The 20,616-nt window shown below is 66.8% G+C and carries 14 protein-coding genes; 6 read left to right on the forward strand and 8 right to left on the reverse strand.

All coding sequences use genetic code 11. The annotated features are described in order from the left end of the window. Positions 1–92: 92 nt before the first annotated feature. A complete protein-coding gene (locus N4261_RS25200; protein WP_261757990.1) occupies positions 93–986 on the reverse strand; it encodes a LysR family transcriptional regulator in 894 nt (297 codons plus the stop codon). A 99-nt stretch (positions 987–1,085) separates the two neighbouring features. Between N4261_RS25200 and N4261_RS25205 the strand changes: the two genes are divergently transcribed. Further along, the gene (locus tag N4261_RS25205) at positions 1,086–1,982 is read left to right on the forward strand and encodes an aldo/keto reductase family oxidoreductase (RefSeq protein ID WP_261757991.1); all 897 of its coding nucleotides are present in this window, start codon (positions 1,086–1,088) and stop codon (positions 1,980–1,982) included. Between the two features lie 105 nt (positions 1,983–2,087). On the opposite strand, the gene N4261_RS25210 is transcribed toward N4261_RS25205, so the two are convergent. From N4261_RS25210 to N4261_RS25235, 6 genes are all read right to left on the reverse strand, one after another. Next, positions 2,088–4,085: a GGDEF domain-containing protein gene (locus N4261_RS25210; protein WP_261757992.1), complete on the reverse strand. Its 1,998-nt coding sequence runs from the start codon at positions 4,083–4,085 to the stop codon at positions 2,088–2,090. A 200-nt stretch (positions 4,086–4,285) separates the two neighbouring features. Beyond that, positions 4,286–6,310, reverse strand: coding sequence for a GGDEF domain-containing protein (locus tag N4261_RS25215; protein WP_261757993.1), 2,025 nt, complete (start codon positions 6,308–6,310; stop codon positions 4,286–4,288). A gap of 247 nt (positions 6,311–6,557) precedes the next feature. After that, on the reverse strand, positions 6,558–7,841 hold the full coding sequence (locus N4261_RS25220; protein WP_261757994.1) for a solute carrier family 23 protein: 1,284 nt from the start codon (positions 7,839–7,841) through the stop codon (positions 6,558–6,560). 422 nt (positions 7,842–8,263) lie between these two features. Then, positions 8,264–9,961 (reverse strand): ABC transporter ATP-binding protein, encoded by a 1,698-nt coding sequence (locus N4261_RS25225; protein WP_261757995.1) that lies wholly within the window; start codon positions 9,959–9,961, stop codon positions 8,264–8,266. A 35-nt stretch (positions 9,962–9,996) separates the two neighbouring features. Beyond that, a complete protein-coding gene (locus N4261_RS25230; RefSeq protein WP_261757996.1) occupies positions 9,997–11,052 on the reverse strand; it encodes an ABC transporter permease in 1,056 nt (351 codons plus the stop codon). A 91-nt stretch (positions 11,053–11,143) separates the two neighbouring features. Continuing rightward, the gene (locus tag N4261_RS25235; RefSeq protein WP_261757997.1) at positions 11,144–12,082 is read right to left on the reverse strand and encodes an ABC transporter permease; all 939 of its coding nucleotides are present in this window, start codon (positions 12,080–12,082) and stop codon (positions 11,144–11,146) included. Positions 12,083–12,443: 361 nt separating this feature from the next. Here N4261_RS25235 and N4261_RS25240 point away from each other — a divergent pair, with 361 nt between their 5' ends. The 5 genes from N4261_RS25240 to N4261_RS25260 all read left to right on the forward strand — a co-directional run bounded on the left by N4261_RS25240 (position 12,444) and on the right by N4261_RS25260 (position 19,375). Further along, a complete protein-coding gene (locus N4261_RS25240) occupies positions 12,444–14,330 on the forward strand; it encodes an ABC transporter substrate-binding protein (protein ID WP_261757998.1) in 1,887 nt (628 codons plus the stop codon). Between the two features lie 103 nt (positions 14,331–14,433). After that, positions 14,434–16,392, forward strand: a complete 1,959-nt coding sequence (locus tag N4261_RS25245) for an ABC transporter substrate-binding protein (RefSeq protein WP_261757999.1) — start codon at positions 14,434–14,436, stop codon at positions 16,390–16,392. Positions 16,393–16,411: 19 nt separating this feature from the next. Beyond that, the gene (locus N4261_RS25250; protein WP_261758000.1) at positions 16,412–18,373 is read left to right on the forward strand and encodes an ABC transporter substrate-binding protein; all 1,962 of its coding nucleotides are present in this window, start codon (positions 16,412–16,414) and stop codon (positions 18,371–18,373) included. Between the two features lie 22 nt (positions 18,374–18,395). Beyond that, on the forward strand, positions 18,396–18,764 hold the full coding sequence (locus N4261_RS25255; RefSeq protein WP_261758001.1) for a hypothetical protein: 369 nt from the start codon (positions 18,396–18,398) through the stop codon (positions 18,762–18,764). After that, positions 18,761–19,375 carry an HD domain-containing protein gene (locus N4261_RS25260; protein ID WP_261758002.1) on the forward strand — a complete coding sequence of 205 codons (615 nt, stop codon included), beginning with the start codon at positions 18,761–18,763 and terminating at the stop codon, positions 19,373–19,375. The genes N4261_RS25255 and N4261_RS25260 overlap by 4 nt, the downstream gene beginning before the upstream one ends. 270 nt (positions 19,376–19,645) lie before the next feature. Here N4261_RS25260 and N4261_RS25265 read toward each other — a convergent pair whose 3' ends face one another. Then, entirely contained in the window at positions 19,646–20,263 is a 618-nt protein-coding gene (locus tag N4261_RS25265; protein ID WP_261758003.1) for an ORF6N domain-containing protein, read from the reverse strand. Between the last annotated feature and the right edge of the window lie 353 nt (positions 20,264–20,616).

Here is a 20,616-nt window from a genome sequence, read left to right on the forward strand (position 1 = left end):
GTTTCGACGTTTCAACGTTTTGTCGGGCGGGCGGGCAGGCGGGCAGGCGGGCTGACGGGCTGACGGGCTGACAGCCTCGACGGGCCTCGCCGTCAGCGCCCCACGAAATCCACGAAGGCCCGCAGCGGCGCCGGCATCAGCCGGCGACCCGGGTAGTAAAGGAACGGGCCCGGAAACTGCGGCCACCAGTCCTGGAGCACCGGTTGAAGCGCCCCGCTGTCCAGATGCGGCTGCAGCCAATCCTCGAACAGATAGACCAGACCCATGCCGCCCACGGCGGCGTCCACCGCCAGGTCCGCCGCCGCACCTGCCTGCACGATCAGCGCGGGTTTGGGGTCGACCTGCAAGCGCTCGGGACCGCGCTCGAATTCCCACTGCGGCATGGCGCCGCTGCCGAAGCGCAGGCGAAGGCAGTCATGGTCGAGGACCTCCTTGGGATGACCGGGCATCCCCCGGCGTGCCAGGTAGTCCGGTGAGGCCGCACAGGCGAAGCGCTGGATGCGAGGACCGATCGGCACGGCGATCATGTCCTGCTCCAACCGCTCGCCGTAGCGAATGCCGGCATCACAGCCCGCCGCCAGCACATCGACAAAGCCGTCTTCGGCGATGACCTCCAGCAGGATGTCCGGATAGGCCGCGCGGAAGGCGGGCACGATGGCCGGCAGCACCAGTTTCAGCGCGGAGATCGGGACATTCAGTCGCAGCGTACCGGCGGGCTGATCGCGGAATCCATTGACCACGTCCAGCGCGGATTCGACCTCCTGCAGCGCCGGCGTGAGTCGCTCCAGCAGCCGTTGGCCGGCTTCGGTGGGTGCGACGCTGCGCGTGGTGCGGTGAAGCAGGCGCACCCCCAGCTGCGTCTCCAGCCGCCGGACCGCGTCGCTGACCGCCGACGCGCTCATCCCGATCTGGCGGGCCCCACCCCGAAAGCCCTCGGCTTTCACCACGGCGACGAACGCGTTGAGGTCTCCCAGGTCGGCTTTCATTGTTCGGAATTATGCACAGCCCGTGCGGATTGGATGGGCTTATCAAGCACCGGCCCGCTTCCTAGACTGGCGCCATTCCCAGCCCACACAGGACGCGACATGACGCAGACCCTTCTCTCCGCCGGCACTTTTCTCCTCGGCGACCGCCCGGTCAACCGCCTGGGCTACGGCGCCATGCAGTTGGCCGGACCGCATGTGTTCGGCCCGCCGAAGGACCGCGATGCGGCGTTGGCGGTGCTCCGCGCTGCGATCGACGCCGGCGTGAATCACATCGACACCAGTGACTTCTACGGTCCCCACATCACCAACCAACTGATTCGCGAAGCCCTCAGCCCCTATCCGCAGGACCTGACCCTCGTGACCAAGGTCGGCGCGGTGCGGGACGCCCAAGGCGCGTGGCTGCCCGCCACCTCCGCCGACGCGCTGACCGCCGCCGTGCACGACAACCTGCGCCACCTCGGACTCGACCGGCTGGAAGTGGTCAACTTTCGCGCCATGTTCGATGTGTTCGGCCCGGCGGAAGGCAGCATCGAAGCGCCGTTGACCGCGCTGGCCACACTGCAGCAGCAAGGGCTGATCCGCCACATCGGCCTGAGCAATGTGACCGCCGCGCAGATCGCCGAGGCGCAGCGGCTTTGCACAGTGGTGTGCGTGCAGAACCAGTACAACCTGGTCCATCGCCGCGACGACGCCCTGATCGACGAACTGGCCCGGGACGGCATTGCTTACGTGCCGTTCTTCCCGCTGGGCGGCTTCAGTCCGATTCAGTCCACCGCGTTGTCTCAGATCGCCGCACGCGTGGCGGCCACGCCGATGCAGGTGGCCCTGGCCTGGCTGCTGAAGCGATCACCCAATCTGCTGCTGATTCCGGGGACCTCGTCCGTCGGCCACCTGCGCGAAAACCTGGCGGCGGCCCAGCTCGACCTTTCGCCCTCGGTGATGGCGGAGCTGGAAGCCATCGGAACAACGGACGCGGTGGACGCGAAGCGGGCCTGACCGCCTCGCGGTGGTCGATCGCTATCGGGCGATGTCGGTCGATGTCGGTCGATGTCGATACCGCGGTCGCCAGTCAGCGGTCGACCGTCGGCGGTCTCGGCACGATCAGGCCGAGACCGCCTCCTCGTCGGGTCCCCGCAGGGTCTGCATCGTCACCAGGCCGCTGCTGCACGCGGCTTCGAAGTTGGCTTCGATCTGCCGTAGCGCCTGCGCATCGGAGGCCTGGACGGCGATGACGCCGCGCGCTCGGTTGCGGCCTTGGGATTTGGCCGTGTAGAGCGCCATGTCGGCCCAGTTCACTGCCTGTTCCCAATGCAGCGTCAGTTGCGCCGGCGCCAACGGAAAGTGGGCGAAGCCGATCGAGCAGGTGACGCTCAGCGCGCCGTCTTCGGTGGGAATCGGCTCGTCGCCGACGGTCATCAGGATCCGCTCGGCCATCAGCTGCAGCTGTTCCTGGGCCACGCCGGGCGCGAAGACGAGAAACTCCTCGCCGCCCCAGCGCACCACCAGGTCGTCGATGCGCACCGCCTGACTGATGCGCCGCGCGACCTCGCAGATGACCGCATCACCCGCCGCATGGCCGTGGCGATCGTTGACGACCTTGAAGTGGTCGATGTCGATCATCAGCAGCGCGCCCTGAAACTCGGTGCGGGCCTGCCGGTCCATCACCGACAGGAAATGGCGACGGTTGGCCAGGTCAGTGAGGGGATCCCGCTCGCTCTGGGCCCGCAGCAGCCGCTGGTTGACCCTGAGCTGCCGGTTGGCGTCACGCACCCGCACCAGCATCACGCCCAGCAGGATCACCGACAGGCCCAGCAGCGCCGCCAGCCCCACGCCCACATACTGCGCCAGGCGCCGGTTCGCCAGTTCCTGGCGCTTGAGCGCTTGGTCGCGGCGCAGCAGTTCCAGATCGCGTTGCTTGGCTTCGCTGTCGTACTTCAGGCGCAGTTGCTGCAGCGAGGACTCCCGGTTGCGCTGAGCGGTCTCGGCGCTCAGGGCCCGCTCCTCGTGATAGAGGCGCAAGGCTTCCCGCCATTGGCCGACCTTGGCATAGGCCTCGCCCAGTTCGCGCAGTTGCAGGCTGCGGCGCACGTTGTCGCTGTCGCCGCGTGCGATCTCGTTGACCCGCTCGATCTCGCGGCGTGCTGGCTCCAACTGCCGCAGCAGGATCAGCGCCACAGACAGGTTGTGGCGCAAGGTGCGCTCCAGGCGCTGGTCGCCGAACTCCAGCACCACCGGCAGCGCGGCACGGGCCTGCTCGGCGGCCTTGGCCGGCTCGTTGGAATGCATGTAGGCATCAGCGAGGTTGGTGCGCATGGACGCCACTTCGCGCCGTGCATCGGCATGCTCGGCCAGTCGAAGGCCATCCTCCAGCGCCGCGCGTTGCGCCTGCTGGTCGGCACGTCGAGCCGCCAACGTGGCTTCGATCATGCGGATGCGCACCATCGCCAGCACATCCCCTTGCGAGAGCTGCGAAGCCTGCGTCACCCACTGGTGGGCGATGGCCGACTGATCCAGCGACTGGGCCGACAGCGCCAGCAGACCCATGGTCTGCGCGCTGGTGTAGGCGTCCGGCACCGCCTGGGCCAGCGCGAGCGCCTGGCGCAGCCGCGCATCGGCAAAGGCCAGTTCACCGCGGGCTCCCTGCGCCCGCGCCAGCAGGCGCATCGCGTGGTAGGTGGCTCGCCACTGGCAATTCGGGCCGAGTTTGTGGGCGGCATTGGCCGTTGGCACGCAGGCGGGCTCCAGGTCGGCCAGGGCCTGCTGAGCGAGGTCGCCGGCCTTGACCGTCAGCCCGATGCGGTCCTGCACCTCGGCGCGCAGGATGCGGGCCAGCGGCGCGCCGCCGGGGCGGGACTCGAGTTCGTCGCCGATGAGCCGGGCTTGATCGACGTCCCCGGACACCGCCTGAACCCGGCCGATCATGTAGTCGATCGTCATGCGCTGGTCCGCATGCTGCGGGTCGACGCGCAGGGCTCGCAGGCCGCGCAGCGCACCGCCCGGATCGTTGTAGCTCTGACGTTCCCACTGGCTGAGCTGGAGATCCAGCGCCCGGTCCGGCCCATGCGCCTGTGCCGCGGCGCCGAGGCCCGCGGCGATCACGCCCAGAAGGAGAACGGCCGCCCTAGCCCGCGCGCGCGTCGCCCGAACCCGGCAGACCGAAGACCACAGCCCTGTCAGCGCCCCGAACGATCCCAGCGCCCGCAGCGACCGCAGCGACCGCAGCGCCCCCAGGGATTGCCGCCGGCATGGCCAGCGTGACGGCCACACCTCAGGTTGCGACGCGCGATCGCGCTGGCCGCTCAAGCCCGTTCTCCTTGGGTCGGCCCCAGCAGGCTGACCAGCTCCACCTGGCCCTGATGCCAGGCCGACTCCAATCGGCCGGCCAAGGCCTGCAGCGCTTCCAGGTCCTCGCAGCGCATGGCGGCGATCCCATAGGCCTTGTTGCGACCGTGGGCCTTGGCCATGTACATGGCCGTATCGGCCAGGTCGATGGCCCGCTCCCACGAGGGCGTCAGATCGCGTGGCGCGATCGGGAAGCTCGCGAAACCGATCGACGCGCTGATGGGAATGCGCAGCGGGCCGTGGTCGACCGGCATGTCACCGATCTGGTCCAGCAGCCGCTGGCCGAGCTGACGGGCGTCCTCGGTGTCTTCGGACTTCACCAGGATCAGGAACTCTTCACCGCCCCATCGCACCACCAGGTCCTGCTCGCGGAGCACGCTGCGCAGGCGACGTGCGACCTCGATCAGCACCGAGTCTCCGGCGGCGTGCCCCCATTGATCGTTGATGCGCTTGAAGTGGTCGATGTCGATCAGGAACAGGCTGCCGCGCAGGCCTTCGCCGCGCTCGACGCGATGGGCGACGATCTGCTGGAAATGGCGGCGATTGGCCAGCCCGGTGAGCGGGTCGCGCTCGCTCTGCACCCGCAGTGATTCGTTGGTCTGCGCCAGCGCCGCATTGGTGCGTCGGATGCGCCGATAGGCCAGCGCCAGCAGCGCACCGGACACCAGCACGCAGCCCCCGACTTCTGCCCAGAGCTTGAGCTGCAGATCGCGGTTGCGGATCTGTTCCGCCTTGAGGTGGTTGTCCTGGTTGAGCAGCCGGATCTCCAGCTGACGCTGCTGGTCCTCGAAGCGCGCCTGCGCTTCCAGCACCGTCTTGCGGGTGACGTCCCGCAGCACCGTGTCCTGGAACTGCCGGCCCCGGTGATAGGCATCGACCGCACCGGCGATGTCATCGACCTTCTCCAGGTAGGTGCCCAACTCCAACCAGGAATCGGCGGCGTTGCTGCCGGCTTCGCGCTGGGCATCCATGGTGATCGCCTGCAGCACATCGCGCTTGCCTTCATCCAGCCGGCGCAGGCCGATCTTGGCGATGCCGATGTTGTGGCGGGCAAGGATTTCGGTGGAGATGTCGTGGGCGTCCCGGGCCAACGCCATGCTCTGTTCGGCCAGGGTGAGCGCGCGGGCGAAGTGGTCCCGGCGCAGCTCGAAATCCGCGAGGTTGCCCAGCGCCAGCGCCTGCAGGCCCGGCGCCTGGGCTTCGCGCGCGTACTGCAGCGCCTGCTCGCGGGCCTGCTGGGTCAGGCGCTGGTCCTCATCCACGGAATGCACGATGCCGCGCATCGTGTGGACCTGGTACATCAGCACCGGATCGGGATCCTGCTGTGCAGCGACCAGCGCCTCCTGCGCGATCCGCTGGGCCTGATCGAACTGCTGGCTGCGGAAGTAGGCGAAGGCCAGCGTGGTTTCGGTGGTGGCGGTTCGCCAGGCCGAGCCCAGGGCGCGGGCTTGCTCCAGGGCCTTCAGGCCGTTCTCGACCGAGGCATCCACCTCGCCGTAGTCACTCTGCAGATAGCCCAGCAAGAGGGTGGCGCGCCACAGCAGCACCGGGTCGGCGCCATGCACATCCAACTCGCCCAGGCCGCTGCCCAGTAGCCGCACCCCCGCACCCAGTTCACCATTGGCCTTGAGCCACTGGGCCCGGGCCAGCATCAAGGCCAGCGGGACCTGCCGGCGCATGGGCGAGGCCTCCGGCCACGCCTTCAGACTTTCCACCGCCGCCTCATGGCCGGGGCGGTCGCGCAATTGCGCCAGCAAGGCCGCCCGCTGACTGATCGCTTCCAGGCGCTCGGCGCTGCCGAAGGGGCTGCTCGCTTCCAGCTGCGCCAAGGCCTGCGCATGCGCCTGGGGATGGGCCAGGCCGATCCGCTCCTGCTGTTCGAGCTCGCTGCGCAGGGCACGATCCTGGGTCGCCGCGACGGGGACGTCCTCCCGCCGATCGCCGCAACCCGCCAGCGGCATGAGCGTCAGGACCATGCTCATGCCGAGCGCCATCCCCCACCCGGAGACAAACAGCGAGGTCCACCGCCCGGCGCCCGGCTGACCGCCGAGCGCCTCAGGCGGCGCCTTGTGCTCTGCGGATCGCGGACGCCTCACCATGCTCATCGTGTGCTGATGCCGAGTTGTACCTGCCGTGACCGTCACATCGGAGCGAAAGGCCCGCTCCAGCGTGCAGGACGTCGCGTTCTCCTGCTGCGGATGGCGGGTGGCCCTGGCCGCCCGACACCGCTCACTGGCGTGCTCGCCCCAGCAGCGCGTAGAGGAGGATGGCGCCGAAGGTCGCGGTACCGATCCCTCCGAGCGAGAACGCACCGATCTTCAACGTGAAATCACCGGTGCCCAGCACCAGGGTGATGGCCGCGACCATCAGATTCCGGGGATCGCGGAAATCGACCTGATGATCCACCCAGATGCGGGCGCCGGCGATCGCGATCAGCCCGAAGACGACAATGCTGACCCCGCCCATCACCGCCAGCGGGATGGCCTGGATCAACGCGCCGAACTTCGGCGACAGGCCGAGCAGCAACGCCATCAGCGCCGCGATGACAAACACGGCGGTGGAGTAGATGCGGGTGGCCGCCATCACGCCGATGTTCTCGGCATAGGTGGTCACGCCGGTGCCGCCGGATGCGCCGCTGACGATGGTCGCCAGACCGTCGCCGATGAAGGCGCGGCCATAGTCGGGCGACAGGTCACGGCCGGTCATCGCGCCGACCGCCTTGAGATGGCCGAGGTTCTCCGCCACCAGGATCAGCGCCACCGGCACGATCATCGCGATGGCCTGGAACTCGAAGCGGGGCGCCATGAACTGCGGCCAGCCGAACCACGGGGCGGCGATCACGGCGGACAGGTCGACCGGCTTGCCCAGCCCCAATCCGTTGGTCAGCAGCGCATAGATCAGGCTGGCCTGGATGAGACCGGCCAGGATCAGCAGACGCTGCAGCATGCCGCGGGCCACCACGGCCACTGCCGCCACACTCAGGAAGGTGATCGCCTGCATCCAGGCATCGAAGGGCGTGGGCGCCATGTTCTTGATCGGGACCGACGCCAGGTTCAGGCCGATCACCGCCACCACGGCACCGGTGACCACGGGCGGCATCCATCGCTCCACCCAGGCGCCACCGGTGGCGCTCACCACCATGCCGATCAGGGTGTAGACCACCCCGCAGGCCACGATGCCGCCCAGGGCCACTGCCAGATTCGGATTCGGGCCGCTGCCGGAGTACCCAGTGGCGGCGATCACCACGCCGATAAAGGCGAAGCTCGAGCCGAGATAACTGGGCACCCGACCGCCGACCAGCACGAAGAACAGCAGCGTGCCCACGCCGCTCATCAACACCGCCACATTCGGGTCGAAACCCATCAACAGCGGCGCCAGCACCGTCGCGCCGAACATCGCCACCACATGCTGCAAGCCCAGGACCGCCGTCTGCGGCCAGGACAACCGTTCATCTGGGGCAACTGCCCGCTCAGGGCTGACGGCCACTTGCCGCCAGCGCATCAACCACGCCATGGACTCACCTCACTACTGGGAGCCTCCGAGTGTAGTGAGCGCGAATGGCGACGCCACTACGGGCATATCCCGGGCGCTGCGCGCCACAGGGGAGGTGCGGCGGAAGGTCCAGCGAAAGGTCTGGAGAACGGTTTGGGAGTTGGTCTGCGACAGTCTGGGGAAGGTCTGTGGACGGTGTAGGGAACCCTTGGGGTGAAGGCAGGGTGGTGATGGGGCTCAGCGGACCTGGGGTCTGTTTGCGGAAGTATTAGGGGGAATTCGGCTGCCGACAGGCAGCCGAAGGAGGACATGGAGCAAACAGACCCCAGGTCCGCTGAGCCTGCTCGGTGGGGGAAGGGGGAGACCAGGAGGAGGGCCGGGGTCTATCGAGGAGCCTCGACACACGACCCAGAACCACGAGGCCAGCCCCAGCAGCCCCAGCCTCAGGCCACCGCGGCGCCCGCCGCCGCCCCAGCACCTTGGTAGCCTCGTGGCACCGCACCGAGCAGCCGACGTGTGTAGTCCTCCTTCGGCGCAGCCAGCAAAGCTCGCGCGTCGGCTTGTTCGACCACATCGCCGTGCTGCATCACCAGCACTTCGTCGGAGATGAACTTGACGACGGCCAGATCGTGGGAGATGAAGATGTAGCTGAGCCCAAACTCATCCTGCAGGTCCTTGAGCAGGTTGAGCACCTGGGCCTGGACGGAGACGTCGAGCGCGGAGACGGCTTCATCGAGCACCAGCACTTCCGGCTGCAGCGTGAGGCAGCGCGCGATGGCGATACGCTGGCGCTGACCACCGGAGAACTCGTGCGGGTACTTGGGCAGCGCGGACTCGTCCAGGCCGACCTTCTTGAGCAGGGCGCTGGCAGTGGCCAGGCGTTCGTCGTGGCTGGCGCCGATCTGATGGATCTCCATCGGCTCCAGCAGCGTCTGCGCGATGGTGAAGCGCGGATTGAGCGACGCATACGGGTTCTGGAACACCACCTGGATGCGGCGGCGCATCTTCTGCCAGTCCGGGCCGGACATCTTCAGCAGGTCCTGGCCTTCGAACAGCACCTCACCGCCGGTGGGCTCGTGCAGGCGCAACAGCGTGAGGCCCATCGTGGTCTTGCCGGAGCCGGACTCGCCGACCACGCCCAGGGTGTGGCCCTTGCGCAGCTGGAAGTCCACGCCCTTCACCGCCTTGAACTCGGTCTTGCCGAACAGGCCGGACTTGAAGAAGAAGCTCTTGCGCAGGCCCTTGGCTTCCAGGATGACCGGCGCATTCGGATCCTTGGCCTTGCCCATGCCTTGCGCGCCGCGGCCGGCGATGTGGTCGTCGATGACCATCAGGCGCGCGGGGTTCTCGGTCAGCGACGGACGGCAGGCCAGCAGCGCCTTGGTGTAGGCATCCTGCGGCTGATGGAAGATGTCGGCCACCGGCGCCTTCTCGCGGATCTCGCCGTGGCGCATGACGACCACCTGGTCGGCGATCTCGCCCACCACGCCCAGGTCGTGCGAGATGAACAGCATGCTCATCTTGTGCGACTCCTTGAGTCGCGCCAGCAGCTCCATCACCTGGCGCTGGATGGTCACATCCAAGGCGGTGGTGGGCTCGTCGGCGATCAGCAGCTTGGGGCTGCAGGCCAGGGCCACGGCGATCATCACCCGTTGCTGCTGCCCGCCCGACATCTCGTGCGGATAGCTCTTCAGGCGCCGCTTCGCATCAGGGATGCCGACCTCGTTGAGCAGTTCCTCCGCCCGCACCAGCGCCTGACGGCGAGACAGGCCCAGGTGTTTGATCAGCGGCTCCATGATCTGGTCGGCCACCGGGAACACCGGATTGAGCGAGCTCATCGGATCCTGGAAGACGCAGGCGATCTCGCGACCGCGGATGGACTGCAGCTCGCGCAGCGTCGTCTTCAGCAGATCACGGCCCTGGAACAGGATCTGGCCGGTGCGTTCGGCATTGTCCGGCAGCAGGTTGAGGATGGACATGGCGGTCACGCTCTTGCCCGAGCCCGACTCGCCGACCAGCGCCACGGTGCTGTTTTCCGGGATGTCGAAGCTGACCCCCTTCACTGCCAGCGAGCGCTGCATCTCGCCGTTGACCTTGCCCATGCGGAAGGCGACCTTCAGGTCTTGAATACTCAGCAACATATCAATCGTCCTTGGCGCTCAAGTGAGGGAGGCCGTCATTCCAGGCCGCGCAGCTTGGGATCGAGCGCATCGCGCAATGCATCGGTGAACAGGGCGAAGGCGGTCACGAACACCGCCATGAAGCCGGTCACCGCGACCAGCTGCCACCAGTAGCCCAGGATCAGTTCGCCCTGGGCTTCGGACAGCATGGTGCCCCAGGACACCTGGTCCACGCTCACGCCCAGGCCCAGGTAGGACAGGATCACTTCGCTCTTGATGAAGCTCACCACATGCAGCGAGAGCTGCACCAGCGCCACATGCGAGACGTTGGGCAGGATGTGCTTGAACATGCGCGAGGTCTTGCTGGCGCCGATGGCCTCGGCCGAGCGCACGTATTCGCGCACCGAGTGCTTCATGAACTCGGCCCGCACCAGCCGGTAGATGCCGGTCCAGCCCGCCAGGCCCAGGATCATCACCACCGGCAGCACGCCGCGGCCGAACACCACCGCAAACGCGAAGATCAGCAGGATGTTGGGCATCGCGGTGAAGACGTTGTAGACCCATTCCAGGAAGTCGCCCACCTTGCCGCCGTAAAAGCCCGACAACGCGCCCAGCACCGTGCCGATCAGCGTGGCGACCACGGCCGCCAGCAGGCCCACCATGATCGAGATCTCCGCGCCCTTGACCGCCTTGGCCAGCACGTCCCGGCCCAGCCGGTCGGCACCGAAGGGCAGGGTCTGCGCCCGGGGGGCTTCGTCGGTCTTGTACTGCTTGGACCGTTCGGCCCATTCGGCGTATTTGGGCGCCAGCGGGTCGATGTCGCTCAGGTCGACATTCGGCCCCTTGGGCTGTTCGATCGCGCCGGCACTCTCGGCCGGTGCGGGACCCATGAAGGTCGGCGGCGCATTGGGCACGCCGGTCTCACGCTGCCAGTCGCCGGCCACCAGGCCCAGGCCGGCGGCCACCACCAGCAGCAGCGACAGGATCACCACCGCCATCGCGCCCATGCCGACCTTGTCGGACCGCAGTCGGCGCCAGGAGGCGGCCCAGACACTTTGCGACCGTGCGCCCGACTTCACCGGCGCGCTCGCCGTCGTCATCACGCTGCTCATACCGACAACTCCAGAGAAACCAGGCAGGGCGCGGGAAGCGCTGCAACGCAGGAAGAAATGGGGGAAGGAAGGCGGGAAGAGAGGCGCGTCTTCATTTCAGCACCACCCGCGGATCCACCATCTTGTAGAGCAAGTCGGTGATGAGGTTGACCACCATGGTCAGTGCCGCGATGTAGATCGCGAACGCCTGGATGACCGGGTAGTCGTTGCGGTTGACCGCCAGCAGGATCTCGCGACCCAGGCCGGGAATGGAGAAGAACACCTCGAGCAGGAACGAGCCCACGAACACCCCTGGCAAGGCCACCGAGATGTTGGTCATGATCGGGATCATCGCGTTGCGCAGCACATGCTTGAGCAGGATGGTCTTCTCGGTCAGGCCCTTGGCGCGCGCGGTGCGCACGTATTCATGGCCGATCTCGTCGAGGAAGAAGGTGCGGTACAGCCGGGTGTAGGGCGACAGCGCCACCGCCACCGCGACGAACACCGGCAGCGGGGCGTAGGTGGTCAGGTTGGTCCACAGGCTGTCGCTCCAGCCCTGCACCGGGAACCAGCCGAGCCGGAAGGCGAAGAAGTACTGGAACACGATCACATAGACCAGCAGCGAGATCGACACCGCGATCGTCGTCACCATCATCACCACGCGGTCGGTCAGGCTGCCGCGCAGGTAGGCCACGGCCAGTGCGAAGGGGATCGCCAGCAGCACTTCCAGCAGCAGGATCGGCAGCATCACCGTCAGCGTGGCCGGCATGCGGGTGGCGAAGAGGTTGGCGACCGATTCATTGGTCGCCCAGCTCTTGCCCCAGTCGAAGGTGGCGATCTGCTTGAGGAAGATCAGCAGCTGTTCCCAGGTGGGCTTGTCCAGGCCCAGCTGTTCGCGGATGGACTGGATCTGTTCGGGACTGGCGTTGAGGCCGCCCAGCACTTCGGCCGGATCGCCACCAAACCATTTGAAGAGGAAGAACACCAGCAGCACGACGCCCAACAAGGTGGGGATCATTTGCCACAGGCGCCTGACGAGGTAAGCCGCCATTGCCGCGGAACTCCATTCAAGCGTCGCCTCGCCCGGCGTGTGCGGGCAAAGGACAACAGACAAAAGCAAGACCCCGGACGCTTGTGACGGCCGGGGCCTGGGGATCAGCAAATCACGCGCGAGTCTACGCGAGCACATCCCATGCCAACACCGGCATTTGCCCTGAATCCATCGAAGAAAACTGAAGATCGACTGCGGAGGAGCCAAGCGCTTTGGTTCACAATTCGCCCCCGCGAGCCGACCGCCCTCCACGAGCAGGGTTGCCGGCATGGTCAGTCCGGAGCCTGGCTTTTAGACTGAAGGTTTCCTTTCGCGCGCGGTCACGAGCGGCGCGCCCCTGTTTTTCGAGGATGGCATCTTGATGCGACGCACTCCGGCCCAGCAACGGGCCGCCGGATGGGCCCGGCTCCGCACGTTGGCGGCCACCGTGGCCGCGACCCTGACACTGGTTCCGCTTTTCCCTGCCCGCGCCGCCGACGGCGCCGCCCAGAGCCCCACACCCACGGCCGCCGCACCCAAGGTGCTGCGCTATGCCATCCGCGCCGCAGAAACCGGTTTCGATCCGGCGCAAGTGACCGACCTGTATTCGCGCAACATCACCGCCGGCATCTTCGATGCGCCGCTGCGCTTCAGCTATCTGGCGCGTCCCTACCGGCTGGAACCGGCCGTCACCGACGGCATGCCCGAGGTGCTGGACGATGCCAAGCGCTTCGTCTTCCGGCTCAAGCAGGGCATCTACTTCGCCGACGATCCTGCGTTCAAGGGCAAGCGCCGTGAACTCACCGCGCAGGACCTGATCTATTCGATCAAGCGCCACTACGACCCGCGGATCAAGAGCGGCCATCTCTATCGCTTCGAAGGCGCCAAGATCCTCGGCCTGTCGGACGTCCGTGCCGAAGCGCTGAAGAACAAGACCCCGTTCGACTACGACCGCCCGGTGGAAGGCCTGCGCGCGCTGGACCGCTACACCGTCGAGCTGCGCGTGGCCAACAGCGACCCGCGGCTGCTCTATCACTTCGCCGACCCGATGGTGGGCATCGTCGCGCGGGAGGTGGTTGAGTTCTACGGCGACCGCATCATGGAACACCCGGTCGGCACCGGCGCCTGGCAACTGGCGGAATGGCGGCGATCATCGCGCATCGTGCTGGAGAAGAACCCCAATTTCCGCGAGCTGCGCTACCAGGAAGAGGTGCCGAAGACCGGCCGCCCCGAGCTGATCGAGGCGGCGCGCCGTCTGCAGGGCCGCAAGCTGCCGATGGTCGACCGCGTGGAGATCGCGGTGATCGAGGAAAGCCAGCCGCGTTGGCTGTCGTTCCTGCGCAAGGAATTCGACATGCTGGACGACCTGCCGGCGGAGTTCGCACCCATCGGCATGCCGCAGAACAAGCTCGCGCCCAATCTGGCGAAGGAGGGCGTGCAGGCGGTGCGCTATGAGCGGGCCGATGTGGCGATCTCCTACTTCAACATGGAAGATCCGGTGGTGGGCGGCTACACCGCCGACAAGATCGCGCTGCGCCGGGCGATCGCCCTGGGCATCGACCTCGAGCAGGAGATCCGCCTGCCGCGCCGCAACCAGGCGATCCCCGCGCAGGGCATCATCTCGCCGGGCGTGACCGGCTACGACAAGCAGTTCAAGTCGGAGATGAGCGAGTTCGACCGCGGCCGCGCCAAGGCGCTGCTGGACCTGTACGGCTATGTCGACAAAGACGGCGACGGCTGGCGCGACCTGCCCGACGGCAGCCCCCTGGTCATCGAATACGCCACCGAGCCGGACGGCCAGAAGCGCCAGCTCTCGGAACTCTGGCAAAAGAACATGGACGCCCTGGGCATCCGGATCCGCTTCAAGATCGCCAAGTGGCCCGAGAACCTCAAGGCCGCCAACGCCGGCAAGCTGCAGATGTGGGGCATGGGCTGGAGCGCGGACGTGCCCGATGGCGAGAACTTCCTCGGCCTGGGCTATGTGGGCAGCAAGGGTCAGTCCAACAAGGCCCGCTTCGACCTGCCCGAGTTCAATGCGCTCTACCGTCAGCAGCACAGCCTGCCCGACGGTCCCGAGCGCCGGGCGGTGATGGACCGGGCCCAGCGCCTGCTGATCGCCTACATGCCCTACAAGGTCCATGTGCACCGCATCTTCACCGACATGACTCAGCCGTGGGTCGTAGGCTACGACAAGAACCTCTACCAGCGCGATTTCTACACCTATGTCGACATCGACACCGAGGCCTTCCAGCGCGCCCAGGTGAAGTAAGCGCGGCTGCTCACCGCGCCACCCCGATCTCGCCTCGTCGATCACGCCTCGTCGATACCGCCCCGCCCCGACCGCTCCCACTCGCCACAGACTGGATCCCGCGATGAACGCCCGATGCTCCGCTCCCCTGCGCCTGCTGCGCGCCGCTCTGCTGGGTGCGGGCCTGCTGACGCCGGCGTGGCTCGTGCTTGCCGAAGGGACGGCCCCGGCGGCCGTCGCGGCGCCAGGTGGCGTGGCCTCGGCCGAGGTCGCGGCGCATCCGCCCAAGGTGCTGCGCTTTGCGCTGCGCCAGGCGGAGACCGGCTTCGATCCAGCCAAGATCACCGACCTCTACTCGCGGATGATCACGCCCCACATCTTCGAGGGCATGTACGTCTACGACCACCTCGCCCGTCCGGCGCAGCTGCGGCCCCTGACCGCCGCCGCCGCGCCCGAGATCAGCGACGACTACAAGACCTGGACAGTGCGGCTGAAGCCCGGCATCCGCTTCGCCGACGATCCCGCCTTCAAGGGTCAGCCGCGCGAGCTGGTCGCCGCGGACTATGTCTATGCGATCAAGCGGTTCGCGGATCCGGCGGTGAATGCGCCGTCGTGGAGCGAGGTCGAGGAGCTGGGCCTGATCGGGCTGTCCGAGTACCGCGCGGAAGTGCGCAAGAGCGGCAAGCCCTTCAACTACGACAAGCCGATCGACGGCCTGAAGGCGCTGGACCGCTACACCCTCCAGTTCCGGGTGCGCGAAACGCGTCCGCGCCTGATGGAGACCTTTGCCCAGGGCGATCTGTACGGCGCCGTGGCCCGCGAAGTGATCGAGGCCTATCCCGGGGCCTCGATGGAGCATCCGGTCGGCACCGGCCCGTTTGTGCTGAAGCAATGGCGCCGCAGCTCGCTGATCGTGCTGGAGCGCAATCCGGCCTATCGGGAGCGCTTCTATGAGCAGGAAGTCCATCCCGCCCCCGGCGATGCCGAAGGCCAGGCGCTGCTGGCGCGCTTCAAAGGACGGCGGCTGCCGATGGTGAACCGGGTCGAAGTGAGCGTGATCGAGGAGAACCAGCCGCGCTGGTTGTCCTTCCTGAACGGCCAGTTCAACTACATCGAGCGGGTGCCGGAAGACTTCATCAGCCAGGCCATGCCGCAGGGCCGGATCGCGCCCAACCTGGCCAAGCAGGGCATGAAGGGCTATCGCACCCTGGCTTCCGACGTGCTGTTCACCGTCTTCAACATGGAAGACCCGATCGTGGGCGGCTATACGGCCGAGAAGGTGGCGCTGCGCCGCGCGATCAGCCTGTCCATGGACGTGGGCCGCGAGCTGAGGGTGGCCCGGCGCGGCCAGGCGATCACCGCGCAATCGCTCTACATGCCGAACACGACCGGCTTCAGCGCCAGCTTCAAAAGCGAGATTGGCGACTATGACCCCCCTCGGGCCAAGGCGCTGCTGGACCTGTACGGCTATGTCGACCAGGACGGCGACGGCTGGCGCGACCTGCCCGATGGCCAGCCGCTGATCATCGAAAGCCTCACCACGCCGGAAGCCTTCCAGCGCCAGATCGACGAGATCTACCAGAAGAACCTCGCCGCCATCGGCATCCGGCTGCGCTTCAAGACCGGCAAGTGGCCGGAGAACCTGAAGGCGATGCGGGGCGGCCGCTTCACCATGTGGTCGCTCGCCACCTCGGCCTCCAAGCCCGATGGCCAGGACTCCCTGGCCCGCATGTACAGCAGCCAGATCAACGGTCAGAACTACGCCCGCTTCCGCCTGCCCGCGCTGGACAAGCTCTATGAGGAGGCCAGTCACCTGCCGGACGGCCCCGAGCGAGAGGCCGTCTTCCTGGAGACCAAGCGCATCGCCACCGCCTACCTGCCCTACAAGTACCGCGGCCATCGCTTCATCACCGACATCGCCCGGCCGGAGCTGATCGGCTTCCGCCGCGGGGCCTTCTGGCAGAACTGGTGGGAATATGTGGATATCGTCGCGCCAGGCGAACAGCTCGCCGCGTCCCACAGCGCCGCCACAGTCAACGCCACCGGCACCGCCGCCACCGTCGCCCCGGTCACCACCCACTAGCCTCAGCCTCCATCACGCCATGCGTCTGCCTACGTTTGTCTCCACGATCGGCACGCTCGCACTGGCGCTGCTCACCGCGACGCCCGGTGGCGCGCGAGCAGCCGGCGCGGGCGAGGCTCCTGCGGCCAGCGTTCCGGTGGCCCAGGCCGCCGTCGCACCGGGCGCCACAACCTCAACAACCGCGGCGGTCTCGTCTCCCCCAGCGACACCGTCATCCATCGCCCCCGCGTCCGGCACCGTCCCAGCGGCCCAGCCGGAGAAGGTGCTGCGATACGCCTTTCTGGTCGCGGAGACCGGCTTCGATCCTGCGCAGCTGAGCGATCTGTATTCGCGGATCATCACGGCCCACATCTTCGAATCGCTCTACAACTACGACTACCTGGCCCGTCCCTTCAAGCTGCTGCCCAACACCGCCGCTGCGATGCCGGAAGTCTCGGACGACTTCCGCACCTGGACCATCCGGCTGCGGCCCGGCATCCGGTTCGCCGACGATCCTGCCTTCGGCGGTCGCGTGCGGGAACTGACGGCAGAGGACTACGTCTACAGCCTCAAGCGATTCTTCGATCCCGCAGTGAAGTCGCCGCTGTATTCGTCCTTCCGACAGGAAGGAATCATCGGCCTGCAGGCGCTGCGCGACGAAGCGCTGAAAACCAAGAAGCCCTTCAACTACGACAAGCCGATCGACGGCCTGCGAGCGCTGGATCGCTACACGCTGCAGTTCCGGCTGGAGCAGGCGCGGCCGCGCTTCATCTACAACCTGGCGGGCGGCGACACCTACGGCGCCGTGGCCCGGGAGGTGGTGGAGCGCTACGGCGACCGGATCATGGAGCATCCGGTCGGCACCGGCCCGTTCAAGCTGGAGCGCTGGCGCCGCAGCTCGCTGATCCGGCTGGTGCGCAATCCCGACTTCCGCGAGATCCGCTACGACGCCCAACCCAATCCGGATGATGTCGAAGGCCAGGCTTTGCTGGCCCGCTACAAGGGCCGCCGGCTGCCAATGGTGGATGCGGTCGAGATCAGCATCATTGGCGAAAGCCAGCCGCGCTGGCTGTCCTTCCTCAACCGCGAATTCGATCTGATCTTCACCCTGCCGGAGGAATACGCCGATGTGGCCATGCCACACGGCAAGCTGGCGCCCAACCTGGCCAAGCAGGGCATGCACCTGCACCGTGTGCTGGCCAGCGACCGCACGATGTACTACTTCAACATGGAAGACCCGGTGGTGGGCGGCTACACGCCGGAGAAGGTCGCCCTGCGCCGCGCCATCGGCCTGGCCACCGACATCGAGGCCGAGATCGCGCAGGTGCGGCACCATCAGGCGGTGCCGGCGCAGACGGTGGTCGCGCCGATGACCTGGGGCTATGACGAGGACCTCAAGACCGAGAACAGCGATTTCGACCTGGCCCGCGCCAAGGCGTTGCTCGACCTCTATGGCTATGTCGACAAGGACGGCGATGGCTGGCGCGACCTGCCCGATGGCCGCCCGCTGGTCATCGAATACGCCTCGCAGCCGGACTCCCGCTCCAAGCCCTACGACGAGATGTGGAAGCGCGACATGGACCGCCTGGGCGTGAAGCTCAAGATCCGCATGGGCCAGTGGCCGGAGAACCTCAAGGCGGCCCGCGCGGCGCAGCTGCAGATCTGGCAGCTGGGCTTCAACAGCTCCACGCCGGACGCGCAACTGGGATTGGAGCTGATGTACGGCCCGGCGGCCGGTGGCCAGAACCTGGGCCGATTCAAGCTCGAGCGCTTCGATGAGCTGTACCGCCGCATGCTGGTCATGCCCGACAGTCCGGAACGGCTGGCGCTGCTGCGCGAGGCGCAGAAGCTGCTGACCGCTTACATGCCGCAGAAATTCCGGGTGCACCGCTATGTCACCGACATCAGCCAACCCTGGTTGAGCGGCTATCGCCGTCCCTACTTCAATCAGATGTTCTGGCAGTTCGTGGACATCGATACCGACCAGCTTCCACGCCGATGAATTCCTCTCGCCGCCTCACCGCATGACGACCCGTCGCGCCCTCGCCCTCCTGCTGCTTCTGGCCGTGGTCATGGGCCTGATGGATGGTCTGGCCGACTGGCGCGGCATGGCGCCGTCCCGGGCACTCGATGTCGCCTACGCCGTGGTCATGGCGTTGGTCGCCTACCTCTGGCTGCGTCGGGACGCCCAGGCGCGGCAACACCGGGTGGGCGTCATGCTGTCCGGGTTGGTGATCGTGTGCTCGGTGGTGGGCATACCGGTCTATCTGCTGCGCAGCCGTCCTGCGGGCGAGCGACTGGGAGCGGTGGGCCGCTTCTTCGGCTTCGTGGTCGTGGCCATTGCGGCCTCGGTGCTGGTCGCCGTACCGTTCTTCCTGCTCGGGCCGGGATGACACCGCGCTTTGTCGATTCCTGGACGCGCGCCTGGACCGCCCTGGGCGCCACCGGCCACGGTCATGACCTGCGCGATACGCTGCTGGCGCGCTACGCCGAGCCACAGCGCAAGTACCACACGCAGCAGCACCTCGAGGAATGCCTGAACCTGTTCGACGAGGTTCGCGATCTCCCACCCCATCCGGCGGAAGTCGAGATGGCGCTGTGGTTCCACGACGCAATCTACGAGCTCCGCGGTGGCGACAACGAAGCGCGCAGCGCGGCCTGGGCCGAACAGGCACTCGGGGCGGCGGGGGTCGCTCGGGAATCCGTGCAACGGGTGCGGGATCTGGTGTGGGTCACGCTGCATACCCGTGAGCCGGTGACTTTGGACGAACAGGTGCTGGTCGACATCGACCTGGCCATCCTGGGCGCCGACACGACCCGCTTCGACGAGTATGAACGCCAGATCTGCGAGGAATACGCGCATGTGCCGGGCTTGATCTTCCGCCACAAGCGCAGGCAGATCCTGCGGCGCTTTCTGGATCGGCCGGTGATCTACAGCACGGCGGACTTGCGCGCACGACTGGAGGTGCGGGCGCGGGGGAATCTGGCGCGGGCGATCGCCTGAAGGAGTGGGCCGTGCCAAGTGAGATGGCTCGTCGGGCGGAATAGGCGGACCGATGCCACTGCGAGCGGGGCGAGCATCCTCCTAGCACGCGCAGCACAGCGGACGGTCTCCCTGATCAGACGCATTGACGAAGATCTTCGCCCGCCGACGCCATGGAGCAGCCCCGTGATCCTTGGCTGTTTCAGGAACGTCTCATGCGAGTGACGTTCGTTCATGTGTGAGGTCCCAGTCGATGTCCGCAGTTGACCCTCTGGAAGTGATGAGCCGCCATCACCAGCTCGATGTGTTCTGAGCATCTTGTTGCGACTTGTCCTTGTCGTCGTGTGTGACGAAACCGATCGGCCGCTTGGGAGGATCCGGTGGGGTCATGAGCTCACGCAGGGTCTCGATCACCTGCTTCAGCTGAAGACGCGTGTTGTGGCGGAATTGGCCATGGCTCTGCTCCAGGCCTTCGGTCTTCTCCTCCAGTTCCTCGAGTCGCCGTGCGAGATCCGCATGCGTCGCGGCCCATTCGCGCAGTTGCACGAAGGCCCGAACCACGAAAACGGCGACTTCGACGGCACGGGCGCTGGACAGCAAGTTTGCGGCCATGATGGCGCCATGCTCGGTAAAGGCATAGGGCAGGTACTTCCGATGCTTGCCGCGTCCATCGAATGTGATGTCTAAGGTCGCAGATTGCGACCTTAGAGCCTGCCACTCATCCGCAGAGAGCTGGAACATGAAATCAGACGGAAACTTGTTCATGTTGCGCTTCACGGCCTCGTTGAATCGTTTGGTCTCAACGTCATAGAGTGCTGCCAAATCGGCGTCCAACAGAACGCGCTGGCCGCGCACGGTGGCTATCCGGAGCGTGATGGCTTCAGGCGCTGGGAAATCCGCGCGGTTCATGCAAGGTCATCCGGTGCGTGGCGGCACTTGCTGGGCGAGCCAGCGCGCGCGCCGTGCAAATCGATGGTGGGTGCCAGTGAGCCACACGGCGGAGCCGCGCCGTCAAGCCACCTCTGCGCGACCTGCACGGCCAGGCGCCATGGACCACGACAACGCGGGCGGTCGTTGATGTCCCAAGCCACGGCAGGGATGAATTCCGGAAATCTCATACACACCGACCTTGTTGAAGCAAAGGCTGATCAATTTAGCGAGACCGATGGCATCCAGGATTCGCCTGGGGGTCAAGACTTTGCGAAACCTCGGACATCGCCGCCGGACCTCCTACTCCAGCCAACTTCGACCCACCGTCGGAT

This window comes from Roseateles amylovorans (assembly GCF_025398155.2).
Classification (GTDB): domain Bacteria; phylum Pseudomonadota; class Gammaproteobacteria; order Burkholderiales; family Burkholderiaceae_C; genus Roseateles; species Roseateles amylovorans.

Excerpts from the sequence above, each read along its gene's own strand:
- N4261_RS25205 (WP_261757991.1), top strand. The coding sequence starts at position 1,086 with ATGACGCAGACCCTTCTCTCCGCCGGCACTTTTCTCCTCGGCGACCGC.
- N4261_RS25245 (WP_261757999.1), top strand. The coding sequence starts at position 14,434 with ATGAACGCCCGATGCTCCGCTCCCCTGCGCCTGCTGCGCGCCGCTCTG.
- N4261_RS25225 (WP_261757995.1), bottom strand. The coding sequence starts at position 9,961 with ATGTTGCTGAGTATTCAAGACCTGAAGGTCGCCTTCCGCATGGGCAAG.
- N4261_RS25220 (WP_261757994.1), bottom strand. The coding sequence starts at position 7,841 with ATGGCGTGGTTGATGCGCTGGCGGCAAGTGGCCGTCAGCCCTGAGCGG.
- N4261_RS25240 (WP_261757998.1), top strand. The coding sequence starts at position 12,444 with ATGCGACGCACTCCGGCCCAGCAACGGGCCGCCGGATGGGCCCGGCTC.
- N4261_RS25200 (WP_261757990.1), bottom strand. The coding sequence starts at position 986 with ATGAAAGCCGACCTGGGAGACCTCAACGCGTTCGTCGCCGTGGTGAAA.
- N4261_RS25235 (WP_261757997.1), bottom strand. The coding sequence starts at position 12,082 with ATGGCGGCTTACCTCGTCAGGCGCCTGTGGCAAATGATCCCCACCTTG.
- N4261_RS25215 (WP_261757993.1), bottom strand. The coding sequence starts at position 6,310 with ATGAGCATGGTCCTGACGCTCATGCCGCTGGCGGGTTGCGGCGATCGG.
- N4261_RS25265 (WP_261758003.1), bottom strand. The coding sequence starts at position 20,263 with ATGAACCGCGCGGATTTCCCAGCGCCTGAAGCCATCACGCTCCGGATA.
- N4261_RS25260 (WP_261758002.1), top strand. The coding sequence starts at position 18,761 with ATGACACCGCGCTTTGTCGATTCCTGGACGCGCGCCTGGACCGCCCTG.
- N4261_RS25255 (WP_261758001.1), top strand. The coding sequence starts at position 18,396 with ATGACGACCCGTCGCGCCCTCGCCCTCCTGCTGCTTCTGGCCGTGGTC.
- N4261_RS25250 (WP_261758000.1), top strand. The coding sequence starts at position 16,412 with ATGCGTCTGCCTACGTTTGTCTCCACGATCGGCACGCTCGCACTGGCG.
- N4261_RS25230 (WP_261757996.1), bottom strand. The coding sequence starts at position 11,052 with ATGAGCAGCGTGATGACGACGGCGAGCGCGCCGGTGAAGTCGGGCGCA.